Origin of the sequence: Denitromonas halophila (assembly GCF_007625155.1) — a bacterium.
GTDB classification, from domain to species: Bacteria; Pseudomonadota; Gammaproteobacteria; order Burkholderiales; family Rhodocyclaceae; genus Nitrogeniibacter; species Nitrogeniibacter halophilus.
Genome location: NZ_VMNK01000003.1, coordinates 365,720 through 382,537, shown reverse-complemented (window position 1 = coordinate 382,537; position 16,818 = coordinate 365,720). Strand labels below are relative to the sequence as shown.

The following is a 16,818-nucleotide window of genomic DNA, read 5'->3' as shown; positions in this document are numbered from 1 at the left end:
CATGAACCACATCACCGATATCACCTCCGAATCATTGTCGGCAAAGCTGACGAGTCAACTGGATCCCGTCGTACCCACCTTCGTGCTCGTCGATCCAATGTTGGGCGAGCCCTTGCCTGAGCTTGTCGAGGCGGCGAATGAATGCGCTGGTCTTGACGAACTCAATGGCATGCGCTCGAAGGCATGGCAGGGGGCGGTGTTCGCTCTGGTGCTCGACGAGACGATCGAACTCGAAGCGCATCGACATCCGTATCTCGTGAGTGTTGATCCAGTGACACAGGCGCTGCCAAACTCGGCGCGAATCGCATTCGAAGAGCGCGCGCGGGCATTGACGCAGGGGGCGGCGCCGTACCGGATCGGTGGCTGGTTGCAAAGCGCCCGGGATCCGCAAGTGCTGTGTGGAGAAATTGCGCGCTTGTGCCGCCTGTGCACCCAGGGCGGTGTTGCCCGGCCGGCGCGTTACCTTCGCATGGCGGACCGTCGTGTCCTGGCACTGCTCAGACATGTATTGGGTGAGCAGTCGATCGGATCACGGTTGCCCTCGCTGAGCCAGTGGGTCTGGCTCGACGACGCAGGGGAGCTCGAACGGCTTTCAAGGACAGAGCCCACGACCGACAAGGCGCTCGTCATACCGCCGGTGGCATGGTCGCGCCTTGCGCTTGGCATGGACATCCACCCGGTTCGTGCGCGCTGGATCGGCATGGCGTCGGATGCACGCACTGATTTCGATCGTGTTGAACGTGCCTTGGCTCATGCCGGGACGATGAGCATAAAGTGGCCCGCCAGATTTCAGGACAGCGCCGACCGTCAGGCGTGGGCGCTGCTTTATCTGCTGTTTGGCGACCTGTCGGGACAGCGGAGCATCGAAATGCTGCTCCGGCAAGGCGACCCCGCGCATCCCGAAGGGCCGGGCGAGCCGGCCGAAGCATTTCATCTGTTATTTGACGCCGCATTCGACGTGGCAGTGCGAATGCGTCTCGAAGCATCGCATTCGCCCACGCTGGAAGAGAACTCATGAGCAAGAACCCGACGTGCGAGGTCTGCGCCAAGAGCGGACTGTCGATTGCCCTGTTCCGGCCGTCGCCGGTCGCCAAGGAAATTGCGGTCGCGCCGGTGGTGGCAGACATGCTGCGCGACGCCGCCACCTTGGTTTCCGGTCTGCACCCCGGCATCTCGCCCACCACCGCCCGCCCCGTGCTGCGCCTGCTGCGCAAGGGCTACTTGCATGTTTACTTCGAAAAGCCCCTGTCGGCCGGCAGGCATTGGCAGATCTACCATGTCACCGATCAGGCCGAGCTGATCCCGCTCGAGATGGCCGACATGATCAACACGGCCGGCGAGGTGGTGTGCCAGCGACAAGGCCACAGCCAGGCGACGCTGCGCAGTCTGCACATTCCCCAGGCCCACAAGACGGGCAAGGTGTGGCTCGCCTTCAGTGCCAACTTGTGGTCGGACGCGATCAAGCAGCAAAACAAGGCCGACCCGGCGGTGATGCAATGCATCGACGTGCCGGCCATTCTCGGTGGTGAGCGCCCCGCCAACAGCTTCGATGCCGATGCGCCGTCACTCAATGCCTACGTGGCCGAGTGCGCCATCCCCAGGTTCAAGACGGCCAGGGGCGGTGCGCTGAGCCGCTTCCCGTTCGTCGCGCTGACCGACGCGGCCGGCAACGGACCGTCGGCGCAGGTCTCCGACTGGGCGAGCGCACTGAACAACATCGCCGCCGCCCACCCCAAGACGTCCGGCAAGCAATTTGGCCTGGTGCTGGCCGACCCGGTGGGCTTCGCCATCGAGCTGAACGATCTGCGCCTGCGCCGCTACTCGCTCGCACTGACCGAACTGGAAAAGCCTGACAACATCCACGCGCTTAACAGTTCCAACGCCCTCATGGGCCTCAAGTCGGTGATGCTCGATGGCAATCTGGCGCGCGGTTGGGATACCGTCGCTCAGGTCATGAGCGGGGGGCAGTTCAAGGACATCATGCGCGTGCGGCCCAACCCGCGCGGCTGGCCCGAGGGCACGCGCTGGGAGCCCCTGCCCGACACTCGCGAGAACCGCCTCAAGTACGGTCACGGCCAAGGCCGGGTGGTCTTCCCCGACCACGAAGAGCGCGCCGAGGCCTGGGCCCGCCGCCAAACCGAAGCCACCTGGTCGCGCATGAGCAAGTACTACGATGAGGAAAAACGCGCCGCGTGGATCGACACATTCGACAAACGGCTCGAAACAACCCACTTCAAGCCACTCGAAGCCTACGAACTGGACTGGCTGGGCGCCCGCCAGAGCCCGGCCTTCAAGCGCGTCTTCGAGCGCCATTACGACCCATCCGACCCCAACAACCCGCGCATGGCCCACCGCCCCGGCCTCATCTACGCCGCCGAGGTCGACGCCGCGCTCACCCCGCAGCCCTACACGCGGGGCAAGGCGCTGACGCAGTGGGTGGCCGAACTGCAAAAAGAAGCGGCCAACCCCGACGCCTTGCTGCTGCGGGCGCTGGTCGGCAACCAGGCCGAGATCATCGCCGCCAGTGACCAGGTGTATGCGCTCAAGGACGGCGCCGCCATCGGAGAACACCTGCACGAGAACCGCAACGACAAGCTCCTCGACCTGGGCAAGGGCGTCGTCCAGCAAGCGGCCGAAGGCAAGATGGGCGCCACCGCCGCCGCGCTCACCAAACGTTTCGGCTGGCTCGGCGACGCATTGGGCGGCTACGCCACCAGCATCGCCATGAGCGTCACCGGTGCCGCAGCCGCGCTCATCGACCCCAAGACCGCCTCGGCCATCGCCGCCGGGGCCAGCGGCCTGGCGCACTTGCCGATGGACTCGGCTGCCGGCAAAGCCCTGCTGCGCAAGGTCCAATCGATCCACATGGTGCGCCAGACGCTGGACATGGCATTGCAAGGGGTGGTGCAAGGCGGCGGGCTCAGAACGCCGGTGCTCATCCACCGAAGCATGCCCATCGACGAAGCCATGGACCTGCTGCGCGGGCGCGCGGACGCCGACATGGGCGTTTCGCGCAACCAACTCAAGCGACTCAAACGCGGCGGCCAGAAGAACATCACCATGAGCGTGCTGACCGACACCAAGACCCTGGCCGAGATGGGTGGTGACACAAAGGCCTTGATCGAACACGGCAATGGCGAGATCAAGCTCGGCGGTGCCTCGCGGGCGCAACAGGCGGGTGCGGCAGCCGCCACGGTGGTGCTCTCCGAAGAGAAGTTCATTGAACTTTATCAGGCGCAATCGCGCGCCGTGGCGCGCGCCTCGGCCGGCATCGGCGAAGCGTTCAGCGGCGCCAAGGCGGCGATGCGCAGCCTGGACGGGCGCCTGGCGCTGGGGGTGATCATCATCAATGCTGCCGGGGTGATGAGCAATCTGAACAACCTCGAAAATGCCAAAGACGCTATCGAGGTTCGCAACGCCTGGTACGGCATGGCCGATGCCAGCGCCGGGGTGACGGGCGGTTTGCTCGAGTTGTCGGGGGTGGTGACCAAAGCGGCGATGGAGGCGCGCAGCCGGGCGCCGATTGTGGTGGCGGAGAGCACCCCGCTCACGACCCTGGCCGGCCTTGCCTACTTCCTGGGGGCGATTGCGGGGGTGGTGAATGGGGTGTCGGCTTGGGCGAAGGCGGGGGATGCGGAAGGGCGGGGGGATGCAGAAGTCGCGTCTATGTATCGTGCGTCGTTTGTCTCGTTTGTTGGTATGGGAGGGGCATACACACTTTTATCGGCCGGCGTTGTGGCAGATCGCATGGTCGCCAGGGGCGCGGGCGGCGCGGCAGTCCGGGCCATTGCGATGCGATTTGGCGCGGAAGGTACAGCGGCCCTGTTTGGGATCTCCGTCAGTGGATGGGGCCTGATCCTGCTCGGGGCCGGGCTGATCTTCGAGGTGGGCGCGATCCTCATGACTCCAACACCCTTGCAGAACTGGATTCGGCGCACCTATTTCGGCACCGGCGGCGGCGATGGCGACCCCTTCGCCAAGGGCGACTGGCCGGCGGAGTATTCGGCGCTGATGGAAACGCTGAACGTGGCGACCGAGGCGGACACCAAGGTCCAGGACGGTAGTGCGGCGACACCAAGCTTGGATCCTGCACTGGAGAATTCCATTAACATCGCGCCATGACGACATTGAGACTCTATCGGCACGGGGAGCACCCGGAGCAGCAGATCACGGATGAACTGCCTGCAACGCCTGCGCAGCCTAAGAATAGCGCCAATTTTTCGGGCGTGGCAAAGCGCTTCGACAAGCATACCCGTGCCCATGAAAATGGGATGTCGATGGGGTGGGTGAAGCGGACGTACGCCGATGCATTTGAGTGTACGCGGGCTGGGGATGGGGTCCGTGGGCTGTTGTTCTTCTGGGGGTGTGTTGGTTTTTTTGGATTTGGGTCGATCGGCGTTCTAACTGTCAGCGATTTCTTGCGTACTGACGGGGTGTTTGATGTTGTCCTGCTTGTAGCGTTCGTGGCGCTATTCGTTGGCATGTCAATAATCTTTCCCCTCTGGTGTATCCGCCTAGAACTCTTCGCCCCCGAAGACCTCCCTGTCATCTTCGACCGCAAGCACCGCAAGGTGTACCAGATCACGCGCTACACCCAGCCCGGTCTCAAGGGCTTGTTCAGGCCCTGGCCGGCGGTGGCGCTTGAGTACGACTGGGATCTGGTCGATGCCCAACTGAACGTACAGACCGCCGTAGGGCCGGGTATCGCCAAGCGGCAGCACTCGCTGTGGTTCATCGTGCGCCGCAGTGTGGATGACGACACGCCGATTGACGCCTTTACGCTGGGCAATCCCTTCGCGTTGAACGAAGGGCTGGCGTCGGCCTTCTATGAGCACATCCGGCGCTTCATGGAAGAAGGCGGGCGGCATGTGGTGCGGGGGGAGCCGCTGGCGAAGGTATTGCGCCCCAAGACCGTCCGCGAAGGGATCGCACAGGTGTCCCCCTTGCGAGGCCGCTCGTTCTTCCGCTGGGTGAGAGAGGAGCCGTTCTACGCGTTCGTGCTCGCAGTCGCTTCGCCAGCCTATTTGATCATGCTGCCGCTGTGGGGCATCGGCAACTACCTCGCCTACAAAACCTCTATGCCCGTGCAATGGCCCCTTGAAGTGCGTGACGCGGTGGGTGAGCCGCTGACGTGAGTTGCCGCAACTCGTTCCATGCGGATTTACTGCACCGCGCCGGTATTGGCGTCATGCGTTGTGTTTCCAAGCCTCGCATGCCGCGGTCCCAAGGGTGTGTTCGTCGGCTATTCGAGATTCTCTGATTCGATGTCGGGAAGCAAGCATAGGTCTTTGCTACGCAAAAAGTCGGCAGGGCGCGCACGGAAACGGTTTGCGGCCGAACAAGCGGCAGAACTCGCAAGGGTAAAGGTAGAGCGTGCCGAATATGATGCCGTGCTTCCGACCATGAATGTGATCCTGCTTTGGTTCTGCTTATTCTTGCTGCCTGGGCTGGTATTCATAGTTGCCGCGCCTGTCTTTGCCCTTATTGTCGACTATCAACCAACCGATGAGGTGGACTACATTCCCGTGGCGTGGCTGGTCGGCTACTTTTTGCTTCTCCTTCTGGGGCTTCTCGGATACGCATTTCGCACTACGCATCGTTCCTTGGTTGCCGAGGCTTTCGGGTTCGCGTTGGTTGGACTGGTTGGCTATTCCGTGCTTTTTGGATCGTTCGGGGATGGTTTCTTTTATCGTCTCAATCGTGTCTCAGGCAGCAGTCCCGTTAAAGTGACCGTAAGAGCCACCACCGTGCGCGCACTGGGTTACAGTGCTTCAAAAGCGGGTGTCCTGTATCGTTATGAGGCGGAATTTGTTGCTGATACGGGGCGATTTCGTCGCTTCAAGGCGAGCGCATGGTCGAATCTGGTACAGCAAACATCAAGCTCGCGACCTCCGTGGAACGTTCGCCCTCCCTGGCGAGCAGACACAACGTACTGCACGACATCCTACAGAGGCTTGTTTGGCAAGCCCTGGATGACACGGCCGCATGTTTGCGATGATCTCGACCGGGATTTGCCGTGGTTTACCGGATGACATCCCGTGTCGTGCGTGGTCATGGACTTCAACGAGCGGCCAGCAGACTCGCCACCGGGCACTGCACGATTGCCTCCAGATCTGGGGGAGGGCGGAAGTAAGGCCGGCCTACCTATTGCCGGAACTGCGGCGATGGTAAGCCCTTTGCCAAGGGCGACTGGCCGGCGGAGTACTCGGCGCTGATGGAGACGCTGAATGTGGTGACCGAGGCGGATACCAAGGTCCAGGACGGCAGCGCGACGACACCAAGCTTGAATCCTGCTCTGGAGAAACCCATTAACATCGCGCCATGACGACATTGAGACTCTATCGGCACGGGGAGCACCACGAGCAGCAGGTGAGCGCGGATCTCCCTGAACCCGAAGCCCCGCCCAAGGAAGCCGCCAATTTCTCTGGCGTGGTCAAGCGCTTCGACAAACGCACCCGTGCGCACGAGAACGGGATGTCGATGGGGTGGGTAAAGCGGACGTATGCGGATGCGGTTGAGTACACGCGGACCGGGACGGGCGCGCGGGGGTTGGCGTTCTTTTGGGTGTGTGTGTCGGCGTTGATGTTGGGGGCTTTCTGCGTATATGGGCTGATTACCGCAGCAGAATTTGACGTTTGGTTTGGGTACGTCGGCATAGTCGTGTTGCTCGGCATGATGTTTGTTTCGGTTGTGGTTATCCCCCTCTGGGGCATCCGCCTAGAACTCTTCGCCCCCGAAGACCTCCCCGTCATCTTCGACCGCAAACACCGCAAGGTGTACCGGATCACGCGCTACACCCAGTCGGGCCTCAAGGGCTTGTTCAAGCCCTGGCCGACGGTGGCGCTCGAATACGACTGGGATCTGGTCGACGCCGAGTTGCATGTTCAGACCGCCGTGGGCCCCAATGTCGCCAAGCGGCAGCATTCGCTATGGTTCGTCGTGCGCCGCAGTGCCGAGGACGACACCCCCATCGACGCCTTTACGCTGGGCAATTCTCTTGTATTCAACGAAGGACTGGCATCGGCCTTCTATGAACACATCCGGCGCTTCATGGAAGAAGGTGGGCAGCATGTGGTGCGGGGCGAGCCGCTGGCCGTCGTTGGACGCCCTGAAACCATGTGGGAAGGTGTCAAGCAGGCGGCGCACTACAAAGGCGGCGGGTTCCGGCAGTGGTTCCGCGATGGCTCGCTCATCCCGTGGATGGTCATCCTGCTGTTCCCCGTCTTCGGCCCGATGATCTTCCTGTCCGGCATCGGCAACTACCTCGCCTACAAGACCTCTATGCCCGTTCAATGGCCTCGGGAAGTGCTCGATGCGGTGGGCGAGCCGCTGGCGGGGCAGGCGTAAGGCTGGCGCTGCGGGTCATGCCCTGGCTGTGTTTACCGACGCCAGGACGCTTCAAGACGCGCGGGTGTTAATCAAACACCGGCTGGCCGGGACCCCGCCGCTGCGCCAAGCTCCCGTACAGCCTCAGTCGAGGAACATCTCCAGCAGATCGTTGAGGAAGCGTTGGCCCTTGAGCGTCGGGCGCAGCGTGTCGCCGCTGACCTCGAGCAGGCCGCGCTCGCGCGCGGCGATCAGCTTGGCCTCGATGACATCGAGCGCAATGCCGGTGCGCGCTTCCATCAGGTCGGTGGGGATGCCGTCGATCAGGCGCAGGCCGTTCATCATGAATTCGAAGGGCAGGTCGGCCACGCCGATGCCTTGCTCGGTCTGCACGAAATCGCCATGGCCGTGCGCCGCCAGGTAGGCACCCGGATGTTTGTGGCGCATCTGGCGGACGACGCCGGTGTGGCTGGAGAGCTTGCTGTGGGCGCCGGCGCCGATGCCGAGGTAGTCGCCGAAGGTCCAGTAGTTGAGGTTATGCCGGCAGCGCTTGCCGGGCTGGGCAAAGGCCGAGGTTTCGTAGTGCTGGTAGCCGGCCTCGGCGAGCATCGTTTCAACGAGTTGCTGCATGTCGGCGGCGAGGTCGCCATCGGGCAGTTTGGCCGGCGGGCTGTGGTGGAAGGGCGTGTTGGGTTCGAGCGTGAGGTGGTAGCAGGACAGGTGCTGCGGGGCGAGCGCGATGGCGGTGCGCAGGTCGGCGGCGAGGTGGTCCAGGCTCTGGCCGGGCAGGGCGTACATGAGGTCGAAGTTGACCGACTCGAAGTGGGTCAGCGCCAGCTCGGCGGCCTTGTGCGCTTCGGCGCCGGCATGGATGCGGCCGAGCGCGCGCAGGTAGCGGTCTTCAAAGCTTTGAATGCCCAGCGACAGGCGATTGACGCCGGCGGCGCGGTAGCCGGCAAAGCGTGCGGCCTCGACGGTGCCGGGGTTGGCCTCCAGCGTGATCTCGGCCATCGGGTCGAGCGGCAGCAGCATGCGCACGGCGGTGAGCAGGCGGTCGAGCCCTTCGGCGCTGATCAGACTGGGCGTGCCGCCGCCGATGAAGATGCTGAGCACACGCCGGCCCCACACGTCGGGCAGCGCGGCTTCGAGGTCGGCGATCAGGGCATCGACATAGGCCGACTCGGGGATGCCGTCCTGGTGCACCGCATGCGAGTTGAAGTCGCAGTAGGGGCACTTGCGCACGCACCACGGGAAATGGATGTAGAGCGACAGCGGCGGCGGGGCGCTCAGCTGTGGCGTGGCCGGCGGGGTGGGGCGTTGCGGGCGCAGCGGGATGATGCGGCGTTCACTCACGGTTGTGCCTGCAGGGCCTGGATGCGTTCGAGCAGGTGTCGGCAGGCGTTGCCGCGGTGGCTGAGCATGTTCTTGAGCGCCGGGTCGAGTTCGGCGGCGCTTTGTTGCAGGTCGTCGAGCCAGAACAGCGGGTCGTAGCCGAAGCCGTGCGTGCCGCGCGGCGCGTCGAGGATGCGGCCGTGCCACTCGCCCTCGGCGATGATCGGCTGTGGGTCGTCGGCGCTGCGCACCAGGGCCAGCACGCACACGAAACGGGCGCGGCGGTCGTCCTCGCCGGTCAGATCGGCGATCAGGCGGTCGATGTTGCGGGCGTCGGATTTTGGTTCGCCGGCATAGCGCGCCGAGTGGATGCCGGGGGCGCCGCCCAGCGCGTCGACGCACAGGCCGGAGTCATCCGCCAGCGCGGGCAGGCCGGTGTGCTGTGCGGCGTGGCGGGCCTTGCCGAGCGAATTTTCGACGAAGGTGGCATAGGGCTCGTCGGCTTCGGGCACATCGAAGTCGGACTGCGGGCGGACGGTGATGCCCAGTGGCGCCAGCAGGGCCGTGAATTCGCGCAGCTTGCCGGCGTTGCCGCTGGCCAGAACGACGGTGTCAAACATGCTTAATCCTGTGCCAGCGCGTCGCGCTGGAGCGCGTTGAGTTCGGCGATGCCGGTGGTGGCCAGGTCGAGCAGGGCGTTGAGTTCGGCGCGGGTGAAGGCGTGGCCTTCGGCGGTGCCCTGCACTTCAACGAAATGGCCGCTGGCGGTCATCACCACGTTCATGTCGGTGTCGCAGGCCGAGTCTTCAGGGTAGTCCAGATCGAGCACCGGCACACCGTCAACCATGCCGACCGACACCGCAGCGACGAGTTCGCGCATCGGGTTGGTGGTGAGCAGGCCGCGGCGCACCAGGCCATCGAGCGCTTCGTGCACCGCGACGCAGGCACCGGTGATGGCGGCTGTGCGCGTGCCGCCGTCGGCTTGCAGCACGTCACAGTCGATGATCACCTGACGCTCGCCGAGGGCGTTCATGTCCACCACCGCGCGCAGGCTGCGGCCGATCAGGCGCTGGATCTCTTGCGTGCGGCCGCTTTGCTTGCCCTTGGCCGCTTCGCGGGCGCCGCGGGTGTGGGTGGCGCGCGGCAGCATGCCGTATTCGGCGGTCAGCCAGCCGGTGCCCTTGCCGCGCAAAAAGCCGGGAACGGACTCTTCGACGCTGGCGGTGCACAGCACACGGGTGTCGCCGAATTCGATCAGCACCGAGCCTTCGGCGTGTTTGGTAAAGCCTCGGGTAATGCGGATGTCGCGGAGTTGGTGGGGCTGTCGCTGGCTGGGACGCATGGGGCAAATCCTGTGTGAAAGGGGTGAGACGGCCGACGGCGGCAGCGGCGCGCACGCCGGCTGCCGGTGGGAGGCGCGGGCCTCAGTCGGAGGTGAATTTCTTGATGGCGACGTTGATTTCGGAGATGGCCTGTTCGATCTCGTCGTCGGTCAGATCCTGGGCGCCGCTGCCGGCGGTGCGCTCGAAGCTTTCCATTTGTGTGGTGAAGCTGCTGATCGCCATGGTCTGGGTGGACACGGTGTCGGGCAGGGTTTCGGCAAAGTCCTGCAGCCACAGCAGGCCGATCATCGACAGGTTGTCGGCATGCGCGCCGCCGCGCTCTTCGGCTTCATCGAGCAGTTTGGGGATGCTCTTCATGAGCGGCCTGCCGTCGAGCAGCCGCGCTTTGAGCGGCTCGGTGCCGACCGGGCCCCACACGCCGTCGGTGCACAGCGCGAGGATGTCGCCTGAAAACAGCGGTGTCGGGCGCGAGAACTCGACCTGCGGTGAGTGATTGCCGCCCAGGCAGCTGTAAATGCGGTTGCGTCCGGGGTGCACCGCGGCCCCTTCGGCGTCGATCAGGCCCTGGTCGAGCATCAGCTGCACGCGGGAGTGATCGCGGGTCTGCATCTCGACCTCGCCCTTGCGCAGCAGGTACAGGCGCGAGTCGCCGGCATGGGCCCAGTAGGCCTGGCCGTTCTGGATGAGGCAGGCGACCACCGTGGTGCGTGGTGCTTCGGGCAGGTATTTGTCGAAGGCGTAGTCGAGGATGGCGTGGTGCGCGTTGGTCATCACGTGCGACAGGAACAGCACCGGATCGCCCACCAGTGGCTGGGCTTCGCGCTGGAAGGCCTGAGTGATGAACTGCACCGCGATCTGCGCCGCCACCTCGCCATGCAGGTGTCCGCCCATGCCGTCGGCGACAACCATCAACAAGGCGTCACGCGAGTAGCAATAGGCGATGCGATCCTGGTTGGAGGCGCGCTTGCCGATGCGGCTTTCTTGGTAGATGGTGAATTTCATGAGCGACCAATGAAGGTTTTGAGCCGGCTCCCCACGTCGGAAAACCACGAGGCCGGCATGGCCTCGTCGGGTCCGCGCTGGACCAGTGCTTTTTGTAAAGCGTAGACGCTTTGAGGGCGGGCGAGGGGGTCAAGATGGAGACACCAGTCGATGATGTCGAGTAGTTGCTCGCTGTGGCGACCGGCAAAAGCCTTGGCCGCGGGCGTGTAGGTGTCTTTGGTGGTGCGCTCGTCCGAGCGCGGCGGCGCACTGCCGGCCAGGCAGGCATACATGCTGGCGCCTACGCTGTAGATATCGCTCCACGGCCCGAGATGCTCGCGCCCGGCGAACTGCTCGGGCGACGCGAAACCCGGTGTGTACATGGGTTTGAGCATCGGCTGGCCGGTCATCAGGGTCTGGCGTGCCGCGCCGAAATCGAGCAGCACCGGCGTGCCGTCCAGACGCAGATAGATATTGGAGGGCTTGATATCCAAGTGTAGCAACTTGTGCGCATGCACTTCGCGCAGGCCGTTGAGCATGCGGGTGAACACGCCGCGCAGGAATCGTTCGCGCAGCACATCGCGGTGTTTGTTCACATACTCGTGCAGGGTCCGGCCGCGCTCGAACTGCATCACCATGTAGACGGTGTTGTTGGCGCGGAAGAAGTTGAGCACCCGCACCACGTTGGGGTGCATCAGCTTGGCCAGCGCGCGCCCTTCTTCAAAAAAGCACTTCATGCCGTAGCGAAAGGCCGGTTCATTCTCCGCCGATATCTTGGGCTCCACTTCGCCTTCACCGCGCAAGGCCAGCGAATTGGGCAGGTATTCCTTGATCGCAACGGGCGTTCCCTCGGCGTCATACGCGAGGTACACAATGGAGAACCCCCCCAGCGACAGTTGCCGCTCGATGCGGTACTGGTCCAGCTGAAAACCGGAAGGCAGTGCCTGATTAACTTGAGGGGGCATGAAGGGGCGGCTAAAATTCCGTTTTCACAGCATTTTCTTGTGTGCCGTGGGTGGTGTAAAGCACATCGACACCGGGCACCGGAGTCCCAGATGATACTCAGTATGACCGGCTTTGCGGTCCAACACCGCGAACTGGGCAGGGTCAGTCTTCATATTGAACTGCGCAGTGTCAATTCCCGCTTCCTCGATCTGGCCTTTCGCCTGGGCGATGATGTCCGGCTCGCCGAACCCGCGCTGCGCGAAATGCTCACTGCGCGCCTGAGTCGGGGCAAAGTCGAATGTCGTCTTTATTTGCAGAAGAATGATGCCGCAAGCGCGGCCGAGATGTCTCTCAACGGCGCTTTATTGCAACAACTGAAGGCCGCGCAGACCCAGGCGCAGGTGGTTTTTCCGCAGGCCAAGGCGCTGTCGGTGTCCGAACTGCTGCGCTGGCCGGGCATGATGGCCGACGACAGCGTCGGCTTTGATGAACTGATGCCGGTGATCCGCGAGATGGCCGAGGCGGCGATTGACGAGTTCCTCGCCAGCCGTCAGCGCGAAGGCGCCAAGCTGGCTGGCATCATTCGCGAGCGGGTCGACGGCATGCGTGAGCTGGTGCTGCGTGCCGCGCCGCAGATGCCGGTGCTGGTCGAGGCCTATCAGGCCAAGCTGACCGAGCGCCTGCGCGAGGCGGTGGCCACGCTCGATGAAGACCGCATCCGTCAGGAAGTGGCGCTGTTCGCCCAGCGCATCGATGTCGATGAAGAACTCGATCGCCTGCGCACCCACCTGGACGAGGTGACGCGCATTCTCAAGAAGGGCGGCATCTCAGGCAAGCGGCTGGACTTCCTGATGCAGGAACTCAACCGCGAGGCCAACACCCTGGCCTCCAAGAGCGCTGCGACCGATGTGACGGCGGTGGCAATGGAAATGAAGGTGCTGATCGAGCAGATGCGCGAGCAGGTACAGAACATCGAGTGATGTGTTGGATACGAAGAGAGAAAAGACCGCAGTGGATGCGGTCTTTTTTTGACCATTCTGCTGGGCCAGGGGGGCGATCGGCCGTGGCGGCGTCCTTGTGTCCTTGCCCCCCCGATGCGAAGTCACATGAGGCGGCCGAATGACGCTAAGGTAAGCGCTTGTCGGATCCGCGGCTGGGGGTGAGACTTCGCGGGTCGCGTTCAACTGGGAGCAGGAGGGTTCGATGGCGACATCCGTTTCCCCGCCGCACGCGGGGTCGCAGCGCATCTTCATCAGCTATCGCCGTGGTGACACGCAATGGGTGGCTGGCCGTCTCGGTGATTCGCTGGGGACCTACTTTGGTGACAAGCGGGTCTTTCGTGATGTCGAAGGGATCGCCGGTGGTGCAGATTTTGGCGAGGTCATTCGGCACACGCTGGGCAGCGCCGATGCCGTGGTGGTGCTGATCGGGCCCGACTGGCTGAACGCTAGCGATGACGAGGGCCGCCGGCGTCTCGAAGATGCGGACGATTGGGTCTCGCATGAAGTGTCCGCCGCGCTCGAGGCTGGCGTGCCGGTGTATCCGGTGCTGGTCGAGGGTACGCCGATGCCGCGCGCCGACGAGCTGCCCGCATCGCTCAGGGCGCTGACTCGCTTCAACGCGATCTCGATCAGCGACAGCCGCTGGCGCGAAGACGTGACCCGACTGGCGAAGATCATCGCGCTCGACATCCCCTCCGCCACCGAGCGCCAGTTGCATCAGGTGAACCTGGCGGTGTCGCTGTCGCTGGTGCTGGCGGTCGCCCTGACCGTCTTGACGGTGATCGGCAATCTGTTCGACGCCAGCAGCAGCCTGACCGGCCAGGATGGTGCGCCGGCGTGGTCGTTGAAGCAGTTGTTCGAGAGCGTGAGTGCCGTCGGTGCCCTAAACGAGGGGCGTTGTCTGAACCCGCCAGCGGGCTGGTTTGTGCCACTCAGCAAGGCCTGGTCGGGGGTGATCTTTCTGGTTGTCGTGCCGGCCAGCGCGCTGATGTTTGTGTTTGCGCGGCATGTCGATCCGGCGCGGCGCGGCTATTTTCTGGGCGCGGCCTGGACCGGAGCCATTGGGGCATTCACGGCGTTCATGTTGTTCAAGCCGGTCTGCGAGGAGTACGAGTCGGCGGTGCTCTTCACCGTCGGGGTGTTGGTTGCGACGCTCATGCTGGCCTTGATGAGCCTGTCGGGATTCCGCGAGCGCTAGTGGCAGGCGTGTTCTCGCTTTGCGCATATTAAAAAACCCGCTTGTGGCGGGTTTTTTATTAGGGTCGGGGGATGAGCTTACTGACCGGTGGCGCGAAGTTTCGCGAGCAGTTTCTCGGACCGTTTGGGGGGGCCGTAAACCAGGTCGAGCAGGAGTGCGATCGGAATCGGAAGCGGCCGTCCACTTTCGTAACGGCTGCCGGCCGACTGGGTTACGCCGATGGGTGCCCAGAACTCGGACTGACTCAGCTTGCGCTTCTTGCGCCAATCCAGCAGTTGCTCGGCGCTTGGGGATTGGGCTTTGTGTCGCTGTGGCATGGCTAATCCAAAAGTATTAGTTTTTGATGCGTAGCCGCACTTTAACCTTTTAGGTTGTATGGATCAATTCCCAATTGCGTCGCGGGATGCCGCAGACAAATCCTGTAACAATTATGACGTCGCAGTTTATGGCGTCGGAACACGGCTTGCGCGCTCATAGTTCCATTGAACTAGTGGTGTGTGGCGACGGTTTATGGCTGCCGCGAGACCGGACTTGATCTGAATCAAACGCCCCAGGTGACGGGTTTTTGTTCTTTTTGCGCCAGTTCAAGCAGCTCCAGCAGCGGCCAGGCGCGCTGGTAGAAGCTGACCGGCGCGGCCATGCCGCGCGGTGCGGCTTCTTCTGCGTCGGGGTCGTCCTTGGCGTGGGCGGCCCGATCAGCGGCGATGGCCTGCTTGAGCCGTGCGATGGCGTCGGGCAGTTGTTCGACGGTGACGATGCCGCTGGGGCTGTCGGGGTCTCTGCCCAGCGCCCTGAACATGGCCTGGGCGGTCGGGCCGAGCATGATGACGTCGGCGCCGGCGGGAGATTTGAAGATGGTCAGCATGAGCGTGTCCTCGTGGGGAATGCGTTCGATTGTAGTCCGAGCGGGCGGGTCGTTGCCCGGAGCGCGCGGGCGCAGCACAATGGACGCACAAGCATATCGACAATGACGGAGGCAAGCATGACGGCAGAGCATCCCGACGCGAGGCTGGGCGGACACATCGTGGCCGAGGCGCTGCGCATCAATGGCGTGAGCACGGTGTTCTGTGTGCCGGGCGAGAGTTACCTGCCCTTGCTCGACGGCTTGTACGAGCGCCGCGAGCAGATCCGCCTGATCACCTGCCGGCATGAGAGCGGCGCCGGTTTCATGGCTGATGCCTGGGGCAAGCTCACCGGCCGGCCCGGCGTGTGCCTGGTGACGCGCGGGCCGGGGGCTTGCAACGCCAGCATCGCGGTGCATAACGCGGCGCAGGATTCGTCGCCGATGATCTTGCTGGTCGGGCAGATTGGCGACGACTGCGTGGATCGCGAAGCCTTTCAGGAAGTCGACTACCGTCGCATGTTCGGCAGCATGGCCAAGTGGGTGACGCAGATCGACCGCATCGACCGCATTCCCGAGTACATGCACCGCGCCTTCCAGACGGCGATGTCGGGCCGGCCGGGGCCGGTGGTGCTGGCCTTGCCCGAGAACCTGTTGTTCGGCCGCGGCGTGGCGCGTGACGTGGGGCCGGCGCGGGCGGTGCAGGCCAGCCCGGCTGAGGACGACATGGCACACCTCAAGGCGCTGCTCGCCGCCGCCGACCGGCCGCTGGTGATCCTCGGCGGTGCCGGCTGGAGCGACACCGCCTGCATCGACATGCTCGGCTTTGTCGAAGCCAACCACCTGCCGGTGGCCTGTGCCTTTCGCTGGCAGGATCTGTTCGATCATCGTCACCCCAATTACATCGGCGACGCCGGTCTGGGCATCCGGCCCTCGCTGGTCAAACGCATCGACGCGGCCGACTTGCTGATCGTGGTCGGCGCGCGTCTGGGCGAGGCGACCAGCAGCGGCTATACGCTGATCGACGTGCCGCAGCCCCAGCAGACGCTGGTGCATGTGCATGCCGGCAATGACGAGCTGGGCAAGGTCTATCGCGCCGAGCTGCCGATCAATTCGGGCATGGCGGCCTTTGCCGAGGCGGCGGCCGACATCCGCGTCGATTCCTCCGCCTGGGCCGACAGCGTGGCCGACGATCGCGCCGAATATCTCGCCCACAGCACGCCGCCGACGGTGCCAGGCCTGCTGCAGATGGGCGAGATCATGACCTGGCTGAACGACACCCTGCCGGACGACGCCATCCTCACCAATGGCGCGGGCAACTACACCATCTGGCTGCATCGCTACTTCCGCTATCGTCGTTTCCATACGCAGCTGGCGCCCACCAGCGGCAGCATGGGTTACGGCGTGCCGGCCGCGGTGGCCGCCAAGCTGGCGCACCCGAACCGGCAGGTGATCGCCTGGAGCGGCGACGGCTGCTTCATGATGACCGGGCAGGAGCTGGCCACCGCCGTGCAGCACGAGCTGGCGATCATTTTCATCGTGGTGAACAACGGCATGTACGGCACCATCCGCATGCACCAGGAAAAACACTACCCCGGCCGAGTCGTCGCCACGAGCCTGAAGAATCCCGACTTTGTCGCGCTCGCGCAGGCCTATGGCGCGCATGGCGAGCGGGTGACCGAGACCGCCGAGTTTGCGCCCGCCTTTGCGCGCGCGCAGGCGGCCGGCAAGGCGGCGCTGATCGAGCTGGTGCTCGACCCCAATGTGCTGACGCCGACGCTGCGCCTGAGCTAACCCGGCGAACCAGGCCGGGATGGTTTGGTTTTGTTGGGGGCGTGCGTGGCCGGATGA

The 16,818-nt window shown here is 64.0% G+C and carries 15 protein-coding genes; 8 read left to right on the top strand and 7 right to left on the bottom strand.

The genetic code is table 11. The annotated features are described in order from the left end of the window. Position 1: 1 nt before the first annotated feature. The 5 genes from FHP91_RS03910 to FHP91_RS03890 all read left to right on the top strand — a co-directional run bounded on the left by FHP91_RS03910 (position 2) and on the right by FHP91_RS03890 (position 7,347). On the top strand, positions 2-1,018 hold the full coding sequence (locus FHP91_RS03910) for a hypothetical protein (RefSeq protein ID WP_144308341.1): 1,017 nt from the start codon (positions 2-4) through the stop codon (positions 1,016-1,018). Beyond that, complete coding sequence (locus FHP91_RS03905) at positions 1,015-4,122, top strand: T6SS effector BTH_I2691 family protein (RefSeq protein ID WP_144308340.1); 3,108 nt, start codon at positions 1,015-1,017, stop codon at positions 4,120-4,122. The genes FHP91_RS03910 and FHP91_RS03905 overlap by 4 nt, the downstream gene beginning before the upstream one ends. Beyond that, a complete protein-coding gene (locus FHP91_RS03900; RefSeq protein WP_144308339.1) occupies positions 4,119-5,135 on the top strand; it encodes a DUF6708 domain-containing protein in 1,017 nt (338 codons plus the stop codon). The genes FHP91_RS03905 and FHP91_RS03900 overlap by 4 nt, the downstream gene beginning before the upstream one ends. Positions 5,136-5,288: 153 nt before the next feature. Further along, positions 5,289-6,032 (top strand): hypothetical protein, encoded by a 744-nt coding sequence (locus tag FHP91_RS03895; protein ID WP_144308338.1) that lies wholly within the window; start codon positions 5,289-5,291, stop codon positions 6,030-6,032. A 337-nt stretch (positions 6,033-6,369) separates the two neighbouring features. After that, the gene (locus FHP91_RS03890; protein ID WP_144308337.1) at positions 6,370-7,347 is read left to right on the top strand and encodes a DUF6708 domain-containing protein; all 978 of its coding nucleotides are present in this window, start codon (positions 6,370-6,372) and stop codon (positions 7,345-7,347) included. A gap of 123 nt (positions 7,348-7,470) precedes the next feature. On the opposite strand, the gene hemW is transcribed toward FHP91_RS03890, so the two are convergent. The 5 genes from hemW to FHP91_RS03865 form a co-directional block, all read right to left on the bottom strand. Then, on the bottom strand, positions 7,471-8,679 hold the full coding sequence (gene hemW, locus FHP91_RS03885; protein ID WP_144308336.1) for a radical SAM family heme chaperone HemW: 1,209 nt from the start codon (positions 8,677-8,679) through the stop codon (positions 7,471-7,473). Then, the gene (gene rdgB, locus FHP91_RS03880; RefSeq protein WP_144308335.1) at positions 8,676-9,278 is read right to left on the bottom strand and encodes an RdgB/HAM1 family non-canonical purine NTP pyrophosphatase; all 603 of its coding nucleotides are present in this window, start codon (positions 9,276-9,278) and stop codon (positions 8,676-8,678) included. The genes hemW and rdgB overlap by 4 nt, the downstream gene beginning before the upstream one ends. Positions 9,279-9,280: 2 nt before the next feature. Continuing rightward, complete coding sequence (gene rph / locus FHP91_RS03875) at positions 9,281-10,000, bottom strand: ribonuclease PH (protein ID WP_144308334.1); 720 nt, start codon at positions 9,998-10,000, stop codon at positions 9,281-9,283. A gap of 82 nt (positions 10,001-10,082) precedes the next feature. After that, positions 10,083-11,003 carry a PP2C family protein-serine/threonine phosphatase gene (locus FHP91_RS03870; RefSeq protein WP_144308333.1) on the bottom strand — a complete coding sequence of 307 codons (921 nt, stop codon included), beginning with the start codon at positions 11,001-11,003 and terminating at the stop codon, positions 10,083-10,085. Further along, complete coding sequence (locus FHP91_RS03865) at positions 11,000-11,947, bottom strand: serine/threonine protein kinase (protein ID WP_144308332.1); 948 nt, start codon at positions 11,945-11,947, stop codon at positions 11,000-11,002. The genes FHP91_RS03870 and FHP91_RS03865 overlap by 4 nt, the downstream gene beginning before the upstream one ends. Positions 11,948-12,037: 90 nt before the next feature. Here FHP91_RS03865 and FHP91_RS03860 point away from each other — a divergent pair, with 90 nt between their 5' ends. Both FHP91_RS03860 and FHP91_RS03855 read left to right on the top strand, forming a co-directional pair. Continuing rightward, positions 12,038-12,907: a YicC/YloC family endoribonuclease gene (locus FHP91_RS03860; RefSeq protein WP_144308331.1), complete on the top strand. Its 870-nt coding sequence runs from the start codon at positions 12,038-12,040 to the stop codon at positions 12,905-12,907. 223 nt (positions 12,908-13,130) lie between these two features. Then, positions 13,131-14,126 (top strand): toll/interleukin-1 receptor domain-containing protein, encoded by a 996-nt coding sequence (locus FHP91_RS03855; protein WP_144308330.1) that lies wholly within the window; start codon positions 13,131-13,133, stop codon positions 14,124-14,126. Between the two features lie 77 nt (positions 14,127-14,203). On the opposite strand, the gene FHP91_RS03850 is transcribed toward FHP91_RS03855, so the two are convergent. Both FHP91_RS03850 and FHP91_RS03845 read right to left on the bottom strand, forming a co-directional pair. Next, on the bottom strand, positions 14,204-14,443 hold the full coding sequence (locus FHP91_RS03850; protein WP_144174392.1) for a helix-turn-helix domain-containing protein: 240 nt from the start codon (positions 14,441-14,443) through the stop codon (positions 14,204-14,206). Positions 14,444-14,667: 224 nt separating this feature from the next. Continuing rightward, entirely contained in the window at positions 14,668-14,991 is a 324-nt protein-coding gene (locus FHP91_RS03845) for a DUF1840 domain-containing protein (RefSeq protein ID WP_144308329.1), read from the bottom strand. 117 nt (positions 14,992-15,108) lie between these two features. On the opposite strand from FHP91_RS03845, the gene FHP91_RS03840 reads away from it, so the two are divergent. Then, positions 15,109-16,761: a thiamine pyrophosphate-binding protein gene (locus FHP91_RS03840; protein WP_144308328.1), complete on the top strand. Its 1,653-nt coding sequence runs from the start codon at positions 15,109-15,111 to the stop codon at positions 16,759-16,761. The last annotated feature ends 57 nt before the right edge of the window (positions 16,762-16,818 follow it).

What these genes read in the sequence shown, in the direction of transcription:
- rdgB (WP_144308335.1), bottom strand. Translation starts at nt 9,278, where the DNA reads ATGTTTGACACCGTCGTTCTGGCCAGCGGCAACGCCGGCAAGCTGCGC.
- rph (WP_144308334.1), bottom strand. Translation starts at nt 10,000, where the DNA reads ATGCGTCCCAGCCAGCGACAGCCCCACCAACTCCGCGACATCCGCATT.
- FHP91_RS03860 (WP_144308331.1), top strand. Translation starts at nt 12,038, where the DNA reads ATGATACTCAGTATGACCGGCTTTGCGGTCCAACACCGCGAACTGGGC.
- FHP91_RS03850 (WP_144174392.1), bottom strand. Translation starts at nt 14,443, where the DNA reads ATGCCACAGCGACACAAAGCCCAATCCCCAAGCGCCGAGCAACTGCTG.
- FHP91_RS03870 (WP_144308333.1), bottom strand. Translation starts at nt 11,003, where the DNA reads ATGAAATTCACCATCTACCAAGAAAGCCGCATCGGCAAGCGCGCCTCC.
- FHP91_RS03855 (WP_144308330.1), top strand. Translation starts at nt 13,131, where the DNA reads ATGGCGACATCCGTTTCCCCGCCGCACGCGGGGTCGCAGCGCATCTTC.
- FHP91_RS03900 (WP_144308339.1), top strand. Translation starts at nt 4,119, where the DNA reads ATGACGACATTGAGACTCTATCGGCACGGGGAGCACCCGGAGCAGCAG.
- FHP91_RS03910 (WP_144308341.1), top strand. Translation starts at nt 2, where the DNA reads ATGAACCACATCACCGATATCACCTCCGAATCATTGTCGGCAAAGCTG.
- FHP91_RS03865 (WP_144308332.1), bottom strand. Translation starts at nt 11,947, where the DNA reads ATGCCCCCTCAAGTTAATCAGGCACTGCCTTCCGGTTTTCAGCTGGAC.
- FHP91_RS03845 (WP_144308329.1), bottom strand. Translation starts at nt 14,991, where the DNA reads ATGCTGACCATCTTCAAATCTCCCGCCGGCGCCGACGTCATCATGCTC.
- FHP91_RS03840 (WP_144308328.1), top strand. Translation starts at nt 15,109, where the DNA reads ATGACGGCAGAGCATCCCGACGCGAGGCTGGGCGGACACATCGTGGCC.
- FHP91_RS03905 (WP_144308340.1), top strand. Translation starts at nt 1,015, where the DNA reads ATGAGCAAGAACCCGACGTGCGAGGTCTGCGCCAAGAGCGGACTGTCG.